Raw genomic sequence first — 21,033 nt, forward strand, 5'->3', positions numbered from 1 at the left:
CCCATTTTCCGTTTCCAGTCGCGATCAGGCGGCCTTCTTCTTGTCCGCCCAGATATTCTGATAGGCCATATAAGCCAAGCCCGTTGCGATCAGCAGGAAGAAGATCGTCGCCAGACCCGCCCGGCGGCGGTTTTCCAGCTTGGGTTCGGCGGTCCAGGTCAGGAAGGCCGCGATGTCCTGCGACATCTGGTCGACCGTCGCCTTGGTGCCGTCGCCATAGGTCACCTGCCCATCCGCCGTCAGCGGCGGCGCCATGGCCAGGTTCAGGTTGGCGAAATAGGGGTTGTAATGCAGCCCCTCCGGCGTCTTGGCATCGGGGAATTCCTTCAGCAGCTCGGCCGGCTGCGCCTGGAAACCCGTCAGCAGCGAATAGACATAGGCGCTGCCATGGTGGCGGGCCTTGGTCATCAGCGACAGATCCGGCGGGATCGCATTGTTGTTCGCCGCCGCCGCCGCGACATTGTTCGCGAAGGGCTTGGGGAAATAATCCGCCGGGATCGGGGCGCGGGTCGACATCTCGCCCGTCTTGGGATCGACGTCGGGGGTCTTGATCGCCCAGTTCTTGGCGATCGCCTTGATCTCCGCCTCGTTATAGCCAATGCCCTTGAGATCGCGGAAAGCGACGAACTTCAGGCTGTGGCAGGCCGAGCAGACCTCCTTGAACACCTGGAATCCACGCTGCAACTGCGCCTGGTCGTACTTGCCGAAGGGGCCGTCGAACGAGAAGGCGACATGTTTGGGATCGCGGTGGAATTCATGTTCCACCGTGACCGCGGGCGGATCGGTGACATAGGCCACCGCGCCCACCAGGAAGGAAACCAGCAGCCAGCCCGCGAAGAAGAGGCCGACGAGAAATGCGCCAATGCGAACCATATTCCGTCTACCCCCTTATTCGGCCGCAACCGCGACGGTTTCGCCGTCGGTCTTGCCATATTTCGCCAGCACCGCCTCGGTGATCGAGTTCGGCAACGGCAGCGGCTTTTCGAAGCGCGAGATCAGCGGCAGGATGATCAGGAAGTGGGCGAAATAATAGGCCGCCGCGATCTGGGAGATCATCACATAGGGCTCAGCCGCCGGAGCGCCACCGCAATAGCCCAGGATCAGCACGTCGATGATGAGGATCCAGAAGAATTTGCGGAAGGTAGGCCGGTAGCTGCCCGAACGCACCGCCGAGGTATCGAGCCAGGGCAGGAAGAAGAGCAGCAGGATCGACGCGAACATCGCCAGCACGCCCAGCAGCTTTGCAGGCACGAAGAAGAAGTCGACGGTGAAGGCACGCAGGATCGCGTAGAAGGGCCAGAAATACCATTCAGGCACGATATGCGCGGGCGTCGAGAGCGGGTTTGCCTCGATATAATTGTCCGGGTGGCCCAGATAGTTGGGCGCGTAGAACAGCAGCACCGCAAAGAGGATCAGGAAGATGCCCGCCCCGAAGCCGTCCTTCGCCGTGTAATAGGGGTGGAAGGGCACGGTGTCCTGGGGACCCTTCACTTCCACGCCGGTCGGGTTCGAGGAGCCCGGAATGTGCAGTGCCCAGATGTGCAGGATCACGACCGCCGCGATCACGAAGGGCAGCAGGAAGTGCAGCGAGAAGAAGCGGTTGAGCGATGCATTGCCGGGGGCGAAACCGCCCAGCAGCCAGGTCTGGATCGGCTCGCCCACCACAGGAATCGCACCGAACAGGCCGGTGATCACCTTCGCACCCCAATAGCTCATCTGCCCCCAGGGCAGCACATAACCCATGAATGCGGTCGCCATCATGAGGAGGAAGATGACGAGGCCAAGCAGCCACACCATTTCGCGCGGCGCCTTGTAGGAACCGAAATAGAGGCCGCGGAAAATGTGCAGATAGACAACGATGAAGAAGAAGCTGGCACCATTGGCATGCGCATAGCGCATCAACCAGCCCGCATTCACGTCGCGCATCGTCTGTTCGACTGTGCCGAAGGCGACCAGCGTATTGGCGCCGTAATGCATCGCCATGATGACGCCGGTGACGATCTGGATCACCAGCGCAAGGCCGGCCAGGACACCGAAGTTCCAGAAATAATTGAGGTTGCGCGGCACCGGATAGCCGGCGCCCACGGCATTGTAGACGAGGCGCGGCAAAGGCAGCTTCTCGTCGACCCACTGCATCACCGGATGCTTGGGGGTATATTGCTCAGCCCATGGAAAGCTCATTTTCTACCCCCTCAACCCACAAGAATGGCGGTATCGGAAGTGAAGCTGTACTTCGGCACTTCCAGGTTCTTGGGGGCAGGCCCCTTACGGATGCGGGCCGCGGTGTCATAGGAGGACCCGTGGCAGGGGCAGAAATAGCCGCCGAATTCGCCGCGATTCTCACCCTCGCCCGCGCCCAGCGGCACACAGCCCAGATGCGTGCAGACGCCCATGGTGATCAGCCATTGCTTCTTGCCGTCGACGGTTCGCTGCTCCAGCGTCTGCGGATCGCGCAGCGTGGAGGGATCGACCTTGTCGGCCTCGGCGATTTCCTTGTCGGTCAGATGCCGCACGAACAGCGGCTGCGAGCGGAAGGTCGTCTTGATCGCCTGTCCCGGCTGGATCGCCGACAGATCGACCTCGGTCGAGGCAAGCGCCAGCACGTCGGCGCTGGGGTTCATCTGGTCGACCAGCGGCACCACCACCGCGACTGCACCGACGCCGGCGAAACTCACCGCCGCGATATTGATGAAATCACGGCGACGAACGCCATCGCTGCCGCCTCCGCTGGAGACGGCCGCCCCCTCACTCTCCAAATGTTCCACGATCGCCATGCACCTCAACCCTTGCAAGAACGTCCCTGACCTCGCTCCATTGCCGTCTTCAGCTATGAATGTCCGGAAGATCCGCGGGCGCCCAAGCAAATGGATGCCGCATTCCCCCTTTTGGCGCGGTTTGATGGCCTGATAACCGTAGGATGCGCCATTTGCCAAGCAATTTAGACGGGCTATGACAAATTGCCGGGCTGTTCTATGGCGCGAGCCATGCGTATCGCCCTCTATCAACCCGAAATCGCCGGCAATGTCGGCGCGATTCTGCGCCTCGCCGCCTGTTTTTCCGTACCGGTCGACATCATCATGCCGATGGGATTCGCCTTTTCCGATGCGAAGCTGAAGCGCGCGGCGATGGACTATGGCGCGTCTGCCGATATCACCCGCCACGCCAATTTCGAGGCTTTCGACGCTGCCCGCCGGGCGCAGGGGCGACGACTGATGCTGATGAGCAGCCATGCGTCGCAGCGTCTGCCCGATGTCGAGTTCCGCAAGGACGATATATTGCTGATGGGATCGGAAAGCGCAGGCGTGCCCGACGGCGTGCGCGATCTGGCGGATGTTCGCGTGCGCATTCCGATGGCGCCGGGCTTCCGGTCCTTGAACATCGCCGTTTCCACGGGCATCGCGGTTGCCGAGGCCCTTCGCCAGACTGAAAGTTTCCCGCAATGACCCTGATCCTCGACCCGCAACAGCAATCCGCCCGCACCTGGTTCGAATCGCTGCGCGACCGCATCTGCGCCGAATTCGAGGCGATCGAGCGCGAGGCGGGTTCCGATGCCCGCTTCGACTATATCGCCTGGGACCGCGAGGCGCCCGGCCTCCCCGCTGGAGAAGGTGGTGGGGGCGTGCGCGGCGTCATGAAGGGCAAGGTGTTCGAGAAGGTCGGCGTCAACGTCTCGACCGTCGGCGGGACCTTCTCCCCGGAATTCGCGAAGACCATTCATGGTGCTGGCGAAGACCCGAATTTCTTCGCTACCGGCATCAGCCTCGTTGCCCACATGGCCAATCCGCATGTGCCCGCAGTCCATATGAACACCCGCTTTCTGGTGACGGCGAAACGCTGGTTCGGCGGTGGCGCCGACCTCAACCCCCCACTCCCGCGCGACGAGGACACGGCCCATTTCCACGATGCGCTCAAGGCCGCCTGCGACGCCCATGACCCCGACCATTATCCCCGCTTCAAGGCGTGGGCCGACGACTATTTCTTCATTCCCCATCGCAACGTCCACCGTGGCGTCGGCGGCATCTTCTACGACCATCTGGAATGTGCGGACAATGCCGCGTTCGATGCGCATTTCGCCTTCACCCGCGATGTCGGTGATGCCTTCCTCAAGGCCTTCCCGCCCATCGTCCGGCGGCGGATGAACGAAGGCTGGTCGCAGGAGGACTATGCCCGGATGCTGGAATGGCGAGGCCGCTATGCCGAATTCAACCTGGTCCATGATCGCGGCACGCTCTTCGGCCTCAAGACCGGCGGCAATATCGACGCCATATTGATGAGCCTGCCGCCCATGGCGAGCTGGAGCTGAACCGTTGAGCCTCACGCCTGTCGCCAACGACCAGATCGCCACCATCGTCACCCATCTGGAGATGCGGGAGCGGCCGAAACCTGCCCCTGTCCCGCCCGCACCGCTGCGGCTGGTGCCGTGGAAGGCGCCCGCACTGGACGGCTATCGCGCGTTGTTCCGGCGCGTGGGTGAGCCCTGGCTCTGGTTCTCCCGGCTGGTGATGGGCGATAAGGAACTCAGCGCCATCATCCACGATCCCGCCGTCGAAATCTACGCCGTCACGGACGCGCGCGGCGTGGAGGTCGGGCTGCTGGAACTGGATTTCCGCGCGATGCCGGATTGCGAACTGGCCTTTTTCGGCCTGATCCCGGAACTGAACGGCAGGGGATTGGGCCGATGGCTGATGGCGCAGGCCAAGGCGCTGGCGTGGCGCAAGGACGTGACCCGTTTCTGGGTGCATAGCTGCACGCTCGACAGCCCTTCAGCCTTGGGTTTCTACCGCAAGTCAGGCTTCACGCCCTATAAGCGCGAGGTGGAGATTTTCGCCGACCCCCGCCTCGCCGGCCTGCTGTCGCGCGAAGCGGCGCCGCATGTGCCGCTGCTGGATCAGCCGGCGACGGCCTGACGATAGAGCCGGGCGAGCATCACCAGCATATAGACCTGCACCACGGTCGAAACGGCGGCGGCCACCACGCCGCCGATCAACCGCGCGCCATCGGCGCCGACCAGCACGCGGCCAAGGATGCCGAACACCGCCTGCGCCGCGGTGCTGGCGACGAGAGACAGAAGCGTCAGCACGGCGATCAACCCGAACAGATGCCAGAAATGGCCCTTGGTCAGCCGCCAGCTTCGCTTCAACGACGCGACCACGCCGTCCTGCCCGTCGATCACCACGGGATTGAGCAGCACGAGCCGCACGCCGACAAAGGCCAGTCCCCCCACCATGGCCGCCGCCAGCAGGGGCGCAAGCAGTGCGGGGGACGCCGCGGCGATCACCATTCCCACCAAGGCCAGCAGCAGCATCGCCAGCGCAATCGCCCCTCCGGCAAGGAAGCTGGTCCCGATCAGCACGGGCAAACGCGCCAGACTGAGCCGCAGCGCCTCGCCCACGCTGATGCCGGGACGCAATGCCAGTGCGAACAGGGCGAGCGACCCGAACCAGATCAGCACTGCCGTCAGCAACATCGCCAGCACATAGGTAGCGGGAATGGGCGGCAGCGCGCCGCGCGGCTGCGATGCCGCCCAAGCCGTCAATTCGGGCGGCGTCATTTCGCCCAGGATGATGCTGGGCAAGGCGATGAACAACAGGGCGACGGGGAACAGCAGGCTGCTTTCGCGCTGAACGAAGGCGACCGCCTCTTCCCAAGCCTTGCCGATGGACATTGTCGCCATATCTTTACGCCCCATGAAACACTCTAAAATGTGAAGCTATTCAAAAATCGCGGAGGAGACTTGATCGCTCGCTCTGCCCAAGTCAAGGAAGCCCCATGTCGTCCCCGCCTCTGGAACCAGCCATGGAATGGCGCGTCGAAATCGCCCCAATGGATTACCCTGCCGCATTGGCGGACATGGAGGCACGGGCGGCGGCGATCTTCGAAGGGCAAGCCGGCGAACGGGTCTGGCTGCTGGAACATCCACCGCTCTACACCGCGGGCACCAGCGCCGATCCGGCCGAACTGCTCGACCCGCGCTTTCCGGTGCATGCCGCCGGGCGCGGCGGACGCTATACCTATCACGGCCCCGGCCAGCGCATCGGCTATCTCAACATCGACCTGCGCGAACGCGGCAAGGATGTGCGCAATTTCGTCCATCATCTGGAAGGCTGGATGATCGACGCCTTGGGCGACCTCGGCATCGCCGCCCGCCGTGCGGAGGGACGCATCGGCATCTGGACCGACGACCTGCAAGGCCGGGAGGCAAAGATCGGCGCCCTCGGCATCCGGGTGCGGCGCTGGATCACACTCCACGGCTTTTCGATCAATGTCGATCCCGACCTGTCCCATTTCGGAGGCATCGTGCCGTGCGGCCTGGCCGAATATCCCGTGACCAGCATAGCCGCCCTGGGCGTAAAGGCGTCGATGGCCGATCTGGACGCTGCGCTTTACGCGCATTTCCCAGCCTTTATTAGCCGATTGCGGCGGTGCGGACCGGATGGCTCCACGGGGGTTGAGCAATGCGGGACAGGCCGCTAGGGTCACGGCTTTCGCCAGGTGGGGGGCTACCGGGCATGCTGAAACAGGCTTGATGGAGACCCGGATGCGCCTTGACGCGAAGATGGTTTATACGACGCTGATTTTATCGGGCTGCATCGCCCTTGGGGCTTGCGGCGGTAAGGAAAAGAACAGCACCGCTGTTCCCATGAACCATATGGAGGTGGTGGACGGCACCGCCACCGATGCCATGACGGATCTGGACGGGGTACAGAGCGAAGGCACCGCGCTGGCGCTGCCCGCCAACCGCAGCGACAATGCCAGCGCGCCCGCCCCGGCGAAGAATGAGAGCGCGGAAAAGTCAGCCCCCGATACGGAAGTGCTTTCGGATCAATAAGCTGGCGTCCGCGTTCAGGCGTGATACAGACGGCCGACAGATAGTGCGCATCGCTCGTTTCAAAGAGGGGTTTCGATGAATTTCCGTTCCATTGGCCGTTCCACCGCGCCCAGGTCCGCCCTGGGACTGGCCGCCTTGGGATTGGCTGTGCTGGCATCACCGCTGCTGACACAACCGGCGGCAGCGCAATTCTTCTGGTCCCCGCCCGATTTTTCGACACCCCCGCTGACCGATGCGGAAGCGGCGACCGCGCTGGGCCTGCCCGGGGCGACCCCGGCGGAGATCAAGGCGGGACTGGTGTGGAACCTGCGCGCGGCGCTGAATGTCGCCGCGCTTCAATGCCAGTTCGAACCGACCCTGCTGTCGATCAGCAACTACAATGCCATGATCGCCCATCATGACGCGGAACTGGATTCGGCGCAGGCCGGCATCCTCGGCTATTTCCAGCGCACCGTGGGCAAGGGCAAGCCGGGCCAGATGGCATCGGACCAATATGGCACGCGCATCTATTCGGGCTATTCGACGGTACAGGCGCAACGCGGCTTCTGCCAGGCGGCGGCGCTGGTCGGACGGCAGGCGATCTTCGCCCAGCGCGGGACGCTCAACGAAGTGGCCCGCAACGGCCTGGGATCGATCAAGAAGTCGCTGATCCTGGCGGGCGAGCAATTTTACGGCGATCCGGGCCGCAGCTATTCGCTGGCGCTGCCTTCCTTCGATCCCAAATGCTGGAAGAAGGGCAAGATGCTACCCGCCTGCCAGATCGCCTGGAACCAGAAGACCGGCGCGCAACCCTGAGAGACTGGCGGCGGTGATCGGCCGTGAGCGGATGTCGGATGTTGGTGGGGATCGGGTGGAATCCACCCCGTTATCGCAATCCCAGATATTTGTGCGACTGAAGGCTTAGCCGCCAGCGCGGCCGGTCCATCACCAGATCGACCGCCGCCTGGGCATTGCGCACCGCATTCGGATCGTCCAGCGGCTGCACCAGCAGATGGTCGAACGCCCAGCCTTCCATCTCCTCGACATCGGCCAGGCTGTGCCCCTGTCCCGGCTGCGGCCAGACCAGCTTCAATTCATTGCCGCTGCGCTGCACTACCTCGCTGCCGGCCTTGGGGCTGATACAGACCCAGTCCAGCCCCGGATGCGCGGGCAGGGTGCCGTTGCTCTCAATCGCGATGGCGAAACCCCGCGCATGCAGCGCATCAACCAGACCGTTGTCGATCTGAAGCATCGGCTCCCCGCCGGTGAGTACGATATAGCGCCCCTCCGACCCCTCGCCCCAAAAGGCCAGCGCCGCATCGGCCAGACCATCAGCATCGGCGAACCTGCCGCCGCCATCGCCATCCGTGCCGACAAAGTCCGTGTCGCAGAACCGGCAGATCGCGCTTGCCCGGTCCTGCTCCCGCCCGGACCAGAGGTTGCAGCCGGCAAAACGCAGGAACACCGCCCGTCGTCCGGCGTGCACGCCCTCGCCCTGCAGGGTCAGGAACATCTCCTTGACGGCATAGCTCATGGCGTCAGGGCTTCACCGCATAGATGGTGGGGTCGGGCAGGCCAGCCTCCACGAAACCCTTCGACCGCAGGCGGCAGCTGTCACACTGGCCGCAATGCTTGCCGTCGGGCGTTGGGTCGTAACAGGACCAGCTCAGCCCGGCGTCCAGCCCAAGCCGGTGCGCTTCGCGCACGATATCGGCCTTGCTCATATGCTGGAGCGGCGCGTTGATGCGGATCGGATGCCCCTCCACCCCCGCCTTGGTGGCCAGCGCCGCCATCTTCTGGAACGCCTCGATGAACTCCGGGCGGCAGTCGGGATAGCCCGAATAATCGAGCGCATTGACGCCGATGAACACATCGCTCGCCCCCGACACCTCTGCCAGCCCCAGGGTCAGCGACAGGAAGATGGTGTTGCGCGCGGGCACATAGGTCACCGGAATACCCGGCCCGACCCCGCCTTTCGGCACGGCGATGTCGGCGGTCAGCGCCGACCCGCCAAATGCCGTAAGGTCCAGCGGCAGCACGATATGCGAAATCGCGTTGAGCGCGGAAGCGATCCGCCCCGCCGCCTGCAATTCCAGACGATGGCGCTGATTATAATCGATCGAGAGCGCGAACACATGATAACCGGCCTCTCGCGCGAGGCCCCCCGCGACCATGGAGTCGAGTCCGCCGGACAGCAGGACGACGGCAAATTTTCCGCTATTGGCAACCATAAGCGCCGCGCTACCCTTCCGGGCGCGTCAACGCAAGCCGGTGGCGCCTAATGGCAGGCCCCTACCCATCGCCCCTCCAGTGAAAAATCGAACGGCGCGCCCCTGGCGATGCCCTGCGACTGGATCTGGACCAGCCGCGCGGTTTCGATGCGAAGGTCGGTCCGCCCATTGCCCGCGGCGCCGCATTCATAGGTAACGACCAGCCGCCTCTGCGTTTCGCTCACGGTGAAGCTCTTGCAGCTATTGCCCGCATGGCGGCTTTGCAGAAGCTGGTTCAGATGGGCGACGCATATCCTGCGCACTGCGCCGTCCGTTCCCCGCTCGCGCAATTCCCACTCGCCCGCTTCCAGCCCCTTGGGCAGGCGCGGCAAAGGGGCCGCCGCCTGAACGGCGGGCGCTATCGCCATCATCATCGCCAAGGCCGCCCCAAGGGCGCACCGTCCTGCCGTCATACCGATCCCCCACACCGATCATGCGCGAACCCGCATCTCTCTTGCCCATGAATTGCGGCAATTTGATAGCGGAACCGAATCGACCGGCCATAATGGTGCGGCCAGCCTCTATCCGAAGCTGTCGAGCGCCACCGGAAAGAGCCGTGAGCAGAAAGCGCAATCGACGCCTATGATACCCTGATCGTCGGCCATTTCCGCCCGCTCGGCGGCCGGGAAGCGGCCGATGACGCTGCGGATATGACCGAGATCGCAGCGGCAGCCCTTGCTGAGCACCGTCGGATCGGTGACGCGCACCTCATCCTCTTCATGGAACAGCCGCCACACGATGTCGGCCAGCGGCAGGTCGCGATCGGTCAGTTCCGCGTCCCTCAGCGTGTGCGCCAGCGCCTGCACATGCTCCCATTCCGGGTGGTCGTGGCGGACATGCAGCCGCTCGCGCCCGACCTCGCCCTCGGGCAGGTGCTGGAGCAGCAGGCCCGCCGCCAGACATCCCTCGCCCGCATCATGGCGGGTGGCGATCTGTATGATGCTGGGGATCTGTTCGGACTGGAAGAAATAATGCTCCGCGGCGTCCGCCAGCGATTCGCCGTCCAGCGGCACGATCCCCTGATAACGCTCGCCGCTCACCGCCTGATCGAAGGTGATGGCCAGATAGCCCTTACCGAACAGCCCGAACAGCGTCGGATCGGGGCCGAGTTCGGCCAGCCGGTCGGCGTCGAACTTGGCATAGCCGCGCACTTCGCTACCCTTGTAATCGGCCACCAGCAGGCTGACGACGCCATTTTCGGTCTGCGCCTGAAGGGTCAGCTGTCCGCCCGCATCCTTGAGCGTCGTGCCGAGCAGCGCCGCCAGCACCAGCGCGGAGGCCAGCAGCCGCTCGATCTGCGGCGGATAGGCATGGGCGGCCAGAACATCGTCGAGGACCGGCCCCAGCCGCACGATCCGCCCGCGCGCATGGCGCGAGGGGATGGTGAAGCCAAGGGCCTGGTCGAGAGAGGCGGAAGAGGTCAAATCAGGCTCCGTGCGGCCCGCATTCCTGCGGGCCCATGCTGCAAAGGCGCTTAGATAGGATGGCTCGGGCCAAACTCAACCAAGACGGCCCAGCGCCCAGAGCAGCACCGACTTCTGCGCATGGATGCGGTTTTCCGCCTCGTCCCAGATCACTGATTGCGGGCCGTCGATCACCGCCTCCACCACTTCCTCGCCGCGATGGGCGGGCAGGCAGTGCAGGAATTTCGCCGTCGGCCTGGCCAGCGCCATCAGTTCGGGCGTCACCTGATAAGGCATCATCGCCGCCAGCTTTTCCTCGGCATGGGATTGGCCCATGGAGATCCAGGTGTCGGTGACGACGATATCGGCGCCCGCCACCGCCGCCTGCGGATCGCGGCTGTGGATGATCTGCGCGCCCCGCGCGCGGGCTTCGGCTTCGAAAGACGGGTCGGGATCATAGCCTTCGGGCACCGCAATCCGCACATCGAACTTCATCAGGCCCGCCGCCTCGACGATCGAATGGAGGACGTTGTTGCCATCGCCGAGCCAGGCCCACTGGCTGCCCGGCAGCGCCACGCCATGTTCCACCACGGTCAGCAGGTCCGCGACGATCTGGCAGGGATGCGACAGGTCAGTGAGACCGTTGATCACCGGAACGCTGGCATGATGCGCCATTTCCTCGATCTTCGCATGATCGTCGGTGCGGATCATGATGGCGTCGCACATGCGGCTGAGCACCCGCGCCGTGTCGGCAACGGTTTCTCCGCGTCCGAGCTGGCTGGTCGCGCCGTCCAGGATCAGCGACGTGCCGCCCAATTGGCGGATCGCCATATCGAACGATACGCGGGTCCGGGTCGAATTCTTCTCGAAGATCATCGCCAGCGTATGCCCGGCCAGCGGCGCATCCGCATCGGCCTGCCCCTTGGGCCAGCTTTTACGCGCCGCCTTCCGGTCTATGGCGTCTGCAATCATGGCGGCGATCGCATCGCCACCGGCGTCACTCAGATTCAGAAAATGTCTGGTCATGATAACCCCCAATCCCATCCTCCGCCCGCTTCACGCGAACGAAGGGGGATGATTGGCGTCAGGCCGCGTTCGCGTCCCCAAAGCTCCGCGCACCGGCCGAAATCCTTTCGATGCATTCGGAAATATGGCTTTCCTCGATGACGAGCGGCGGCAGGATGCGCACGACATTCTGCCCCGCCGACACGGTCAGCAGGCCATGATGGTCGCGCAGATGCGCCACGAAAGCGCGGGCGTCATGACTGTCCTTCATCTTGACGCCCAGCATCAACCCCATGCCGCGCACATCCTCGAACATGCCGTCATGATTGGGGATGAGCTGCTCCAGCGCCGAACGCAGACGCGCGCCCATCGCCTTCACATGGCCGAGGAAACCTTCGCCCAGCACTTCGTCCAGCACGGTCATGCCGACCGCCATGGCCAGCGGATTGCCGCCATAGGTCGACCCATGGGTGCCGAACACCATGCCCTTGGCCGCTTCCTCGGTGGCAAGGCAGGCGCCCAGCGGGAAGCCCGCGCCGATGCCCTTGGCCACCGCCATGATGTCGGGCGTCAACCCATATTGCTCATGCGCGAAGAAGGTGCCGGTGCGGGCATAGCCGCACTGCACTTCGTCAAGGATCAGCAGCAGCCCCTTCTCATCGCACAGCTTGCGCAGGCCCGACAGGAACTCCTGGGTCGCGGGCGTGACGCCGCCCTCACCCTGCACGGGCTCCAGCATGATCGCGGCGGTATCCTCGTCGACCGCGGCGGTCGCCGCCGCCAGATCGTTGAACGGCACCACGTCGAAACCGGGCAGCAGCGGTTCGAAACCGTCGCGCATCTTGGGCTGGCTGGTCGCGGAGATGGTGCCCAGCGTCCGCCCGTGGAAAGCGTTGTCGAAGGTCACGATCTTGTGCCGGTGCGCCTCGCCATTGGCGTAGTGATAGCGGCGCGCGGTCTTGATCGCGCATTCCACGGCCTCGGCGCCCGAATTGGTGAAGAACACCGTGTCGGCAAAGGTCGTATCGACCAGACGCTGCGCGAACTTTTCTCCCAGCGGCATGCCGTAGAGGTTCGATGTGTGCATCAGCGTCGCGGCCTGATCCGCGATCGCCTTGACCAGCTTGGGATGGCCATGGCCCAGCAGGTTGACCGCGATGCCGCTGGCGAAATCCAGATAGCGTTCGCCGCGTTCTCCGATCAGGTAGCAGCCCTCGCCTCGGACCGGGCGTACATCGCACCGGGGGTAAACGGGCATGAGCGGCGTAATCGACATGGTCCTTCCCTTTCTGGGCTGATGCAAACACTTCCGAAACGCAAAAAGGCGGCCCCCGCCGGGCCGCCCTTTGCGAGCGCTGCCTATACAGGCGCGCCTTTGATGGCGCAACCCCATGCAATGAACGTCGTCCCAGCGCAGGCCGGGATGACGGATGTCTTACGCGATCTGGTTCCAAGCCTCCGCGATCTCGCCGATCATGACGCGGGCCTGATCCACCGGGGCGGCATCATGTTCTTTCGCGCCAGCCAGCAGCAAGCGACGAGCCTCGCGATAGATTTGCGCCAGGCCGGTGGCGATGTCGCCGCCCTTGTCGAAGTCCAGGCTCGATTCGAGTGCGAACAGGATCGACATCGCGCGGGCCTGCTTGTCCGACACCTTCAGGCGGTCGCCATTGCGTTCGGCCAGAGCCGTCGCGTCCAGCGCCAACAGCAGCTCGTCGAACAGCACCTTGACCAGCGCATGGGGCGTCGCGCCCTCGATCCGGCTGCCGGTATGAACCGCCGCATAACGCCGCGCCGCCGCGCCACCGAAACCGCCATGATTATAGAACATGATCTTCCTGACCCTTTTGTATCAATTGTTGCTTTTGGTCCACAGCGCCACCTGCTGCGTCAGATAGCTCTGTGTTGCCTTGAGGGCGGACAGCCGGGTTTCCATGGCCGAATAGACCTTGGTGAGCTGCTCCTGATAATCGGTCATCTGGGTGTCGAGCTTCTCGAGCTGCCCGGCCAGATCGGTCGCCAGCGCCTTATACTTGCTCTGCGAGGAGGCGAGCGGGCCGTCGGTCTTCTGGATATTGTCGCGCACGCTGTCCATCAGCCCGGCGAGCCCGGCATTGGTCGCGGTCTTGACCGACGGGTTCAACATCTGCGTGATCGCCGTCGGGTCGGCCGCGATCGCCTTGTCCAGCGCCGTCGTGTCGAGCGCGATCGTGCCGTCGCGATTGGTGCTGATACCCAGATCGTTCAGCGTCTTGTAGGCACCGGTTGCGGTAAGCTGCGTCGAGACCATCGCCGACAATTGCCGCTTCATGTCGCGGATCGAGGATTCGCCGTTCAGCACGCCCGCATTGGATTGGTCCGTGCCGGTCGAGGTCGCCGTGTTCAGCGCCTTCATCAACGTGTTGTAGGCGTCGACGAACTCGACCATCAGGTCGCGCATGGAGGTGGTCGGCTCGGTCGTGGCGAGCGTGACGCTGGTGCCCGGCGCGGCCTTGTTCAGGTCGATGCGCAAAAAGGGGATCGCGCTGTCGATCGTGTTGCCGGCATAATGCTGCTCCACCCCGTCGAGCAGGATGATCGCATCCTTGGGCTGGGCCGCGGAACTCATCCTGCTGCCCGCGGGCGGTGTCGTCGCAGAGAAGGCGAACTGGGAGAGGTCCGCACCCGTCGTCGCGTCGGTGGTGGAGGAAACCGTGGTCAGCGAGATATCGTTCGCCGCACCGGTCGGCCCCTTGAGCATCAGCCGCGTGCCCTGCGAGTCCGTGACGACGGTCGCGGTGACGCCCGCCCCCGAACCGTTGATCGCGGCGGCCAGGCCCGTATAGCTGTTGTTGGCCGCGGAGATCGTGATGGAAACGGGATTGCCGGTACCGACCTTCAGCGACAATTCCCCGATGCCGACAGTGGCCGCCGCGCCTTGCGCCGCGTCCTGATTGGCGTTGACCGCAGAAACCAGGGTCCGCGATGAAGCGAGCTGATTGACGACGATCTGCGCCGGAAGGCCGGTCGGCGTGCCGCCCGGCAGCGCGCTGACCGACGCGATGCTGGCGTCGTTGGAGGCTGGCGTACCCGAATAGCCGGTGCCCGCAAGCAGGCTGTTCAGCGCATCGGCAAAGGTATCGAGCGAGCTGGAGGCGGAGGCCAGGGCGGAAATACGCGCGCTGTTCAGCGTCTGGCGATTGGTGATCGCCGCTTGCTTGGGCTCCTTGGCGGCGCTGACCAGGCTGGAGACGAGCGAGGCGGTATCGATGCCCGATCCCGCGCCAAGCGCCGTCAAGATGCTGCTGCTCACCGAAGTCATTGGGCCGTCCTTTCAAATACGAGAACGGCCCTATGCCCAAGACCTTTAGGAATGATTTGCGCGGGGGCGGAAAAAGCATGTGGGAAGACCGCTTCCACGCGCCGGGAAACGGATTGCGCCTGCACTCAATGGGGGCATATCAGCCGCCGATGGTTACGACCTGATCGACCGCTCCGTGCCGGATATTGGCCTGTGCGACATGGGCAATGGCCGCCTGCTCGGCTATGCGCTTGGCGATGCGGATGGTGCTTTCCACGGCTTCCTTCGAAGCGGGCGGCAGCGGCACGAGCACTTGCGGTGCAGGCAGCATCGACTGGATTTCATCCGCTGCACCCTGGACGGTGGCGGTGGTGCCCTGGACGCGCAGTTCCGCCAATATGTCGGCGATGCGGGCATGCACCTTGGCATATTCGGCGCTGCTGGCGATGCGGTCTTCCGATCCGGACTGATCGTCGGGCGCTGTCTGCGAAGACGATCCACGGCCCTGGCGAACCGTTTGGGATGTGGAGGAAACCGGCTGAACGGCGGACACGGCCGAAGGCGCGCGGGTAGCGCTGCGTTCAACCGGCGAAATATCGCTCCGCGAAAAATAGTCGTTCATGACGCACCATCTTAATGCGTCCCCATCAACATTATACGGACAATCAGTCCTAAACTTTAGTTAAGCATCGTATTTTTGCGAAATTCATTCTCAACACAATGAAATCACGGAATTTTCTTGCCGTCCGCATCAAAGCGCAGATCGTCCGGCACGGTGATGAACGGCCGGTCCATCTCGCTGCCCAAGCGATTCTCCACCCGGAAGACGAAGGCCAGCACGGTCGCGACCGCCATATAAAGCCCCTCGTTCACGATCTGCCCGGCGCGCGAGGTGAAGTAGATGGCGCGCGCCAGCTCGGGATATTGCAGCACCGTCACACCATTCTGGTCCGCCAACTCGCGGATCGCCGCCGCAATGGCGTCGCATCCCCGCGCCACCACGACAGGCGCGGCGTCCTGCCCCGGCTTGTAGCGCAGGGCGACGGCGAAATGCGTCGGGTTGGTGATGATCACGCTGGCTTCCGCCACCGCCTTGCGGGTCGAACCGCTCAGCACTTCATATTGCTTGCGGCGGATATGCCCTTTCAGTTCGGGCGAGCCTTCGCTCTCCTTATGCTCGTCCTTGATTTCCTGCTTGGTCATCGCCAGCCGCTTGGACCGCTGGATAAGCTGCGCCGGCACGTCGATGCCCGCGATCAGGAACAGGCCGCCCGCCATCACCAGGCATGTCATGATGAACATATTGCCCAGGTCCGACATGGCGGGCGCCAGCCCCGCCTTGCCCAGGCCGACAATGTCCGTCATCCGGTCCCAGATCATCCACACGCCGATCGCACCCAGCAGCGATACCTTGGCGATCGACTTCACCAGTTCGATCAGCCCATGCATGCCGAACATGCGCTTGAGGCCTGCGGCCGGATTGAGCTTCGACGCCTTGGGCGCGAAGGCACCGGGGCGGAAACCGAGCGCCCCCAACAGTGCCGGTCCGGCAATGGCCGCGAGCAATGTCGCCAGCAAGATGCCCGCCACCGGCAGCGCGATCCCCGACAACAGGGCAAAGCCCCGGTCGGCGGGCGCGAAATTGACGATATCCTCGCGCCGGAAACGCAATGCCTCGATCAGCATCTCCGACAGGGACTCCACGACCGAAGGCCCGGTAACGGCGATCCAGCCGATGCCCGCCATCACCACCAGCGCCGTCGCCAGATCGCGGGACTGGAGAATGTCGCCGTTCTTCGCGGCATCCTTCAGCTTCTTGGCTGTCGGTTTTTCGGTCTTTTCGCCGCCGCCATTGCTCTGTGCCATGGTTCAGCGCCCTTCCGACAAATATTGGGCCTGGTCCAGCCCGGCCTTCAGCGCGGCGGTGATCCCCTCGCCCATGATCGGCGCGGTGACCGCCAGCAGGATCAGCCCCGCCATCAGCGCCACCGGCATGCCGACCGCGAACAGGTTGAGCGCGGGCGCGGTGCGCGCCAGCATGCCCATGACGATCTGCACCAGCACCAGCGCGAAACCGACCGGCAGCGCGATGGTGACGCCCGCGCCCAGCAGCGCGCCGCCGAACTCGATCAGATGCCAGACCGCATCATTGCTCAGCATCGCGCCGCCCGGCGGCATCGCCTGATAGCTTTGCACGACAAAGCTCACCAGCATCAGATGCCCGTCCATCGCCAGCAGCAGGAAGGTGGCGAGGATGGAAAGGAACTGACCCACCGCCTGTGTCGACTGACCCGATGAGGGATCGACCATCGCCGCGAAATTGAGGCCCATCGTATTGCCGATCGCCTCGCCCGCGACCAGCGCGGCGGCATAGCCGATCTGCACGGCAAAGCCCATGGCCAGGCCCGCCAGCACCTCGCCCGCGACCAGCATGATGCCTTCGAAACTGGCGACGCCGTCCTGCGGCAGCACGATATGCACGCTGTTGAGCGCCGCCATGCCCAGCGCCAGAGACAGGATCAGGCGCAGTTGCAGCGGGACGGCAGGCGCGCCGAAAATAGGCGCCGCCATGAAGGCCGCGCCGGGACGGATCATGGCGATCAGCCAGATCCAGAGCTGGACCTCGACATTGGCGAAGCCCGGCGCGATCATTGCAGCAGGTCCGGTATGCGCTCGAAAATCTCGCGCGTGAAATCGGCGATCAGCACCATGATGGAGCCACCGAACAGCACCAGCATCGCGCCGACAACGATGATCTTGGGAATGAAGGCCAAAGTCTGTTCGTTGATCGAGGTTGCCGCCTGGATCATGCCGATCAGCACGCCCGCGACCAGCGCCGGAATCAAGATAGGCGCTGCCGCCAGCGCCGTGATCCACAGCGCCTGCTGCGCCAGCCCCATGAAGAAATCGGCGTTCTCCATTGCGGGCCTCCCTAGAGCATTTTGAAGTCGGCTGGCACAGCCGACGGCTCGCAAAATGCGGCAAACAAAAGACCATGAGGCATGTTCAATCTCATTGAAACATGCCTCATGTCGCGAAGGAGCCGGCAAGCGACCCCATCGTCAGCGCCCAGCCATCCACCAGCACGAACAGCAACAGCTTGAACGGCATGGAGATGATCGTCGGCGACAGCATCATCATGCCCAGCGCCATCAACGTGGAGGCGACCACCAGATCGATGATGAGGAACGGCAGGAAGATCATGAAGCCGATCTGGAACGCGGTCTTCAGTTCCGACGTCACGAAGGCGGGCAGCAGGATGGAGAAGGGGATGTCGGCGGGCGACTTGAACGCCGGCGCCTCGGCCAGATTGGCGAACAACTTGAGGTCGGTCTCGCGCGTCTGCTTGGCCATGAAACCGTGCAGCACCTTGCCCGAACGGCCCACCGCCTCCTCGATGGAAATCTGCCCCTTGCCATAGGGGTCGAAGGCTTGCGCGTTGATCTGGTCGACATAGGGCCGCATCACGAACAGCGACAGGAACAGGGTCAGGCCCACCAGCACCTGATTGGGCGGCGTCTGTTGCAGGCCCAATGCCTGGCGCAGCAGCGACAGCACGATGATGATGCGGGTGAAGCTGGTCATCATCAGCACCAGCGACGGCAGCACCGTCAGCAGGCTCATGAGGATCAGGATTTGCAGCGACAGCGACAGCGAGCGGCCGTCGCCCGAAATCTGCCCCATGGCGCGGGTCAGCGCGCCGCCATTATCGAGAGGCGGGGGCGCAGCGGGCGCAGCCTGCGCGAAAGCGGGAAAGGCGGTGAACAGCGCCGCGATCAGAAACGCCGCCGCGACCCATTTCATCATCCCCGTCACAGGCCGGGCAAGGGGAAACAACTCAGCGCCCGGCACGATAGGACCCGAGATTGCCGGTATCGCCTTCCGCGATCTTCTCGATCCGGCCGCGCGTCACGGAGAGCAATATCTTCTTGCCCTCGAACTCCACCACGGCGAGCTTGCCGAACGTCCCCATAGGCAGCGCTTCCAATATTTTCAGGGAACGGTCGTTCTGCCCGACCATCATGCCGGGCTGATATTTGCGCCACAGCCACAGCGCACCAAAGGCCATGCCCCCCACCAGCGGCAACAGGATCAGCAGCTTGACGAAGTACCAGATCATGAACGGGCTTTCGCGACTAGAGTGATTTCAAGGTAGATGGCCTCATCTGGCGACTCGGAAATCACGGCAACCAAAATTCATGGATTTGGCCGGTTCCATCAGAACCGGATCAAATTCATGGTTAATCCGTCACGCGGTCTGCCAATAATGGCGCGCAAGGCAAGCGGTAAATCAGCAAGGTCGCCGTTTCTGGCAATCACCCCCGCCGTTCGACCCCGGCCAACCGGGTTTCGGTCGCCGCGATCTCCACGATGCGTACGCCGTAACGGCCGTTCACCGTCACCACCTCGCCCTTGGCGATCAGCGCGCCGTTGACCATGATGTCGAGCAGATCGTCGGCCTGGCGGTCCAGTTCCACGACGCTGCCTTCGGCCAGGTCCATGACCTCGGCCAGACGCAGGGAGGTCGACCCGACCTCCACCGACATGCGCACCGGAATATCGGCCAGCAGGCGGAATTGCCGGTTGTTCACCATGCGGCTGACGCTGTCCTCGCCGATGCCGTCCAGGCGCGGGGCTTCACTCATATCGCTCATTGTCCGGGTTCCTGTGCAAGCTTTTCAATCTGGAATGCGGCGCGGCCGTCCTGATCGCCGATCGAGCCATGGGCGACGATGCGATCGCCCACGATCAGCGGCAGGCTGCGGTTGATGGTAACGGGAATGACGTCCCCGGCCTTGAGCTGCATCAGCTCGGCCAGCGACAGATTGGGACGCGCCAGCACGGTGCGGGCAGGCAGGCGGATGTCATGCATGCGCGATGCGATGCGCGCCTGCCAGACCGGATCGATCCGCGCCTCATCCACCGGTACCCTTGCGCCCATCAGCGGCTCCACCGCGCGCAGCGAGGCCAGCGGGAACAGCAGATCGACCGGCCATTCATCGTCGCGGCTGATGCTGATCATGAAGCGTTGCAGCACAACCTGCTCGCCCGGCTGCGCGGCGGCGGCAAAGCCGACGCCCGCCTCGCGTACGATCAGGCCCGGCTCCAGCGCCAGCATATCGCCCCAGCATTCGACCAGCCGGGTCATGAAACCATCGGAAATGCGCGCGATCAGCCTGTCTTCGGTCGGCGTGAACTCGCCGCGCGCCGGCAATGCCCGATTGCCGATGCCGCCATAGAAACAGTCGACCAGCGTCGAGATCATCGCCGCGTCCAGCCGCAACAGAACCTGGCCCTTGAGCGGCGCAAGACGATAGACGCCGATGCTGGATGAAGCGGGCACTTCGGCATTCCAGGCGCCGAATTCCAGCCCCCGTGCATCCTGCGCGACGATATGCGGACGGACGCCGGCAATCGGCTCGATCAGGGCGCGCAAACGCCGGCCGAGCTTTTCGCCCAGCCGGTCCAGCCCTGACAGCATCAGCGGCGCCTGCGATTCCCCCCGCCCGAAGGCGTAGGCTTGAACGTCGGTCATTTCGGTCCCCTGCCGTCCCGGGCGGGGGACTTCCCGCACGTTCAGGCAGCCCTATTGAATAACGAAATTGGTAAAATAAACGTTATCGACGCCGCCATAGCCCGTCTTTTGCTTCAAAATGTCGTTAATGATGGCCTTTATCTTGCCCTGGAGCGCGCGTTTGCCCTGCGGCGTAGAGAGCGCCTCAACCGGCTGTTCGGCCAGCATCATCAGCACCTGGCTGCGAATCGCCGTCTCATGGGCCTTGATCGCCTCGACAACGCGAATGTCGTAATAGGTCGAAACGGCGAGCGATATCTGCGCGAACGCGTCCGTGTCGGACATGTTCGAGGTGAAGGGGGTCTGGAGCTGGAAATAGGTCGCCTGATAGGCGGCCGGGTTCGCTGGGGTCGGCAGGTCGATGCCCTTGGCCGGAACATGGACGCCGGACGCGACATGACCACCACCGCTACCGCCCTCATGGCCGCCGCCTTCGCCACCGCCACCGCCGGCATAGCCATGGGCCTTGGCGACTTCCTCGGCGCTTTCGCCGGCCAGGACAAGCACGGGCTTGTTGGGGTCTTCCTTCGGTCCTTCCGCCTTCGGGCTGAAGAAACCGGCGGCGTACAATCCGCCAGCGGCGCCCGCCCCGCCGACCACCATGGCAATGACGATCAGCAGGATCATCTTCATGCCCCCACCCTTTTTCTTCTTCGGCTTCGCGTCGTCACTCATGGAAAATCCCCCGTCTC

General features: G+C 63.9%; 27 protein-coding genes. 6 read left to right on the top strand and 21 right to left on the bottom strand.

Going from position 1 to position 21,033, the window contains the following annotated elements:
- Positions 1-24: 24 nt before the first annotated feature.
- From YP76_RS01805 to petA, 3 genes are read right to left on the bottom strand one after another with little or no spacing between them, the layout of a single operon-like run.
- Complete coding sequence (locus YP76_RS01805; RefSeq protein WP_046761896.1) at positions 25-873, bottom strand: cytochrome c1; 849 nt, start codon at positions 871-873, stop codon at positions 25-27.
- 15 nt (positions 874-888) lie between these two features.
- On the bottom strand, positions 889-2,181 hold the full coding sequence (locus YP76_RS01810; protein WP_046761897.1) for a cytochrome b: 1,293 nt from the start codon (positions 2,179-2,181) through the stop codon (positions 889-891).
- 11 nt (positions 2,182-2,192) lie between these two features.
- Positions 2,193-2,774: a ubiquinol-cytochrome c reductase iron-sulfur subunit gene (gene petA, locus YP76_RS01815; RefSeq protein WP_046761898.1), complete on the bottom strand. Its 582-nt coding sequence runs from the start codon at positions 2,772-2,774 to the stop codon at positions 2,193-2,195.
- A 198-nt stretch (positions 2,775-2,972) separates the two neighbouring features.
- On the opposite strand from petA, the gene YP76_RS01820 reads away from it, so the two are divergent.
- From YP76_RS01820 to YP76_RS01830, 3 genes are read left to right on the top strand one after another with little or no spacing between them, the layout of a single operon-like run.
- The gene (locus tag YP76_RS01820; RefSeq protein ID WP_046761899.1) at positions 2,973-3,443 is read left to right on the top strand and encodes a tRNA (cytidine(34)-2'-O)-methyltransferase; all 471 of its coding nucleotides are present in this window, start codon (positions 2,973-2,975) and stop codon (positions 3,441-3,443) included.
- Positions 3,440-4,303, top strand: coding sequence for an oxygen-dependent coproporphyrinogen oxidase (hemF, locus tag YP76_RS01825; RefSeq protein ID WP_046761900.1), 864 nt, complete (start codon positions 3,440-3,442; stop codon positions 4,301-4,303). The genes YP76_RS01820 and hemF overlap by 4 nt, the downstream gene beginning before the upstream one ends.
- 4 nt (positions 4,304-4,307) lie before the next feature.
- A complete protein-coding gene (locus YP76_RS01830) occupies positions 4,308-4,907 on the top strand; it encodes a GNAT family N-acetyltransferase (protein WP_046761901.1) in 600 nt (199 codons plus the stop codon).
- On the opposite strand, the gene YP76_RS01835 is transcribed toward YP76_RS01830, so the two are convergent.
- A complete protein-coding gene (locus YP76_RS01835; protein WP_046761902.1) occupies positions 4,889-5,674 on the bottom strand; it encodes a glycerophosphoryl diester phosphodiesterase membrane domain-containing protein in 786 nt (261 codons plus the stop codon). The genes YP76_RS01830 and YP76_RS01835 overlap by 19 nt on opposite strands.
- A gap of 95 nt (positions 5,675-5,769) precedes the next feature.
- Here YP76_RS01835 and lipB point away from each other — a divergent pair, with 95 nt between their 5' ends.
- From lipB to YP76_RS01850, 3 genes are all read left to right on the top strand, one after another.
- On the top strand, positions 5,770-6,474 hold the full coding sequence (gene lipB, locus YP76_RS01840; protein ID WP_046761903.1) for a lipoyl(octanoyl) transferase LipB: 705 nt from the start codon (positions 5,770-5,772) through the stop codon (positions 6,472-6,474).
- 64 nt (positions 6,475-6,538) lie between these two features.
- Positions 6,539-6,829, top strand: coding sequence for a hypothetical protein (locus YP76_RS01845; protein ID WP_046762566.1), 291 nt, complete (start codon positions 6,539-6,541; stop codon positions 6,827-6,829).
- A 75-nt stretch (positions 6,830-6,904) separates the two neighbouring features.
- Positions 6,905-7,624, top strand: coding sequence for a hypothetical protein (locus YP76_RS01850; protein ID WP_046761904.1), 720 nt, complete (start codon positions 6,905-6,907; stop codon positions 7,622-7,624).
- Positions 7,625-7,694: 70 nt separating this feature from the next.
- Here YP76_RS01850 and queE read toward each other — a convergent pair whose 3' ends face one another.
- The 17 genes from queE to YP76_RS01935 all read right to left on the bottom strand — a co-directional run bounded on the left by queE (position 7,695) and on the right by YP76_RS01935 (position 21,016).
- Complete coding sequence (gene queE, locus YP76_RS01855) at positions 7,695-8,342, bottom strand: 7-carboxy-7-deazaguanine synthase (protein WP_046761905.1); 648 nt, start codon at positions 8,340-8,342, stop codon at positions 7,695-7,697.
- A 4-nt stretch (positions 8,343-8,346) separates the two neighbouring features.
- Positions 8,347-9,039: a 7-cyano-7-deazaguanine synthase QueC gene (gene queC / locus YP76_RS01860; RefSeq protein WP_046761906.1), complete on the bottom strand. Its 693-nt coding sequence runs from the start codon at positions 9,037-9,039 to the stop codon at positions 8,347-8,349.
- A 47-nt stretch (positions 9,040-9,086) separates the two neighbouring features.
- Positions 9,087-9,452: a DUF3617 domain-containing protein gene (locus YP76_RS01865; RefSeq protein WP_232307418.1), complete on the bottom strand. Its 366-nt coding sequence runs from the start codon at positions 9,450-9,452 to the stop codon at positions 9,087-9,089.
- Between the two features lie 147 nt (positions 9,453-9,599).
- A complete protein-coding gene (gene hslO / locus YP76_RS01870; protein ID WP_046761908.1) occupies positions 9,600-10,502 on the bottom strand; it encodes an Hsp33 family molecular chaperone HslO in 903 nt (300 codons plus the stop codon).
- Positions 10,503-10,577: 75 nt separating this feature from the next.
- Entirely contained in the window at positions 10,578-11,507 is a 930-nt protein-coding gene (gene argF / locus YP76_RS01875; RefSeq protein WP_046761909.1) for an ornithine carbamoyltransferase, read from the bottom strand.
- A gap of 58 nt (positions 11,508-11,565) precedes the next feature.
- Positions 11,566-12,762 (bottom strand): aspartate aminotransferase family protein, encoded by a 1,197-nt coding sequence (locus tag YP76_RS01880; RefSeq protein ID WP_046761910.1) that lies wholly within the window; start codon positions 12,760-12,762, stop codon positions 11,566-11,568.
- Between the two features lie 159 nt (positions 12,763-12,921).
- The gene (locus tag YP76_RS01885; protein ID WP_046761911.1) at positions 12,922-13,317 is read right to left on the bottom strand and encodes a flagellar export chaperone FliS; all 396 of its coding nucleotides are present in this window, start codon (positions 13,315-13,317) and stop codon (positions 12,922-12,924) included.
- Positions 13,318-13,338: 21 nt separating this feature from the next.
- Positions 13,339-14,787, bottom strand: coding sequence for a flagellar filament capping protein FliD (fliD, locus tag YP76_RS01890; protein WP_046761912.1), 1,449 nt, complete (start codon positions 14,785-14,787; stop codon positions 13,339-13,341).
- A gap of 139 nt (positions 14,788-14,926) precedes the next feature.
- Entirely contained in the window at positions 14,927-15,388 is a 462-nt protein-coding gene (locus YP76_RS01895; protein ID WP_046761913.1) for a ribosome-recycling factor, read from the bottom strand.
- Positions 15,389-15,492: 104 nt separating this feature from the next.
- Positions 15,493-16,632 (bottom strand): flagellar type III secretion system protein FlhB, encoded by a 1,140-nt coding sequence (gene flhB, locus YP76_RS01900; RefSeq protein ID WP_046761914.1) that lies wholly within the window; start codon positions 16,630-16,632, stop codon positions 15,493-15,495.
- A gap of 3 nt (positions 16,633-16,635) precedes the next feature.
- Entirely contained in the window at positions 16,636-17,418 is a 783-nt protein-coding gene (gene fliR, locus YP76_RS01905) for a flagellar biosynthetic protein FliR (protein WP_046761915.1), read from the bottom strand.
- Positions 17,415-17,687 (bottom strand): flagellar biosynthesis protein FliQ, encoded by a 273-nt coding sequence (fliQ, locus tag YP76_RS01910; protein WP_046761916.1) that lies wholly within the window; start codon positions 17,685-17,687, stop codon positions 17,415-17,417. The genes fliR and fliQ overlap by 4 nt, the downstream gene beginning before the upstream one ends.
- 106 nt (positions 17,688-17,793) lie before the next feature.
- Positions 17,794-18,573, bottom strand: a complete 780-nt coding sequence (gene fliP, locus YP76_RS01915) for a flagellar type III secretion system pore protein FliP (RefSeq protein ID WP_046762567.1) — start codon at positions 18,571-18,573, stop codon at positions 17,794-17,796.
- Positions 18,574-18,604: 31 nt separating this feature from the next.
- Positions 18,605-18,886, bottom strand: coding sequence for a FliO/MopB family protein (locus YP76_RS01920; protein ID WP_046761917.1), 282 nt, complete (start codon positions 18,884-18,886; stop codon positions 18,605-18,607).
- Positions 18,887-19,082: 196 nt separating this feature from the next.
- A complete protein-coding gene (gene fliN / locus YP76_RS01925; protein WP_046761918.1) occupies positions 19,083-19,421 on the bottom strand; it encodes a flagellar motor switch protein FliN in 339 nt (112 codons plus the stop codon).
- The gene (locus tag YP76_RS01930; protein WP_046761919.1) at positions 19,418-20,302 is read right to left on the bottom strand and encodes a flagellar motor switch protein FliM; all 885 of its coding nucleotides are present in this window, start codon (positions 20,300-20,302) and stop codon (positions 19,418-19,420) included. Before YP76_RS01930 ends, fliN begins: the two co-directional genes overlap by 4 nt.
- Positions 20,303-20,353: 51 nt before the next feature.
- Positions 20,354-21,016 (bottom strand): flagellar basal body-associated FliL family protein, encoded by a 663-nt coding sequence (locus tag YP76_RS01935; protein ID WP_046761920.1) that lies wholly within the window; start codon positions 21,014-21,016, stop codon positions 20,354-20,356.
- Positions 21,017-21,033 lie beyond the last annotated feature (17 nt).

The sequence above is a fragment of the Sphingobium chungbukense genome, from assembly GCF_001005725.1.
GTDB classification, from domain to species: Bacteria; Pseudomonadota; Alphaproteobacteria; order Sphingomonadales; family Sphingomonadaceae; genus Sphingobium; species Sphingobium chungbukense.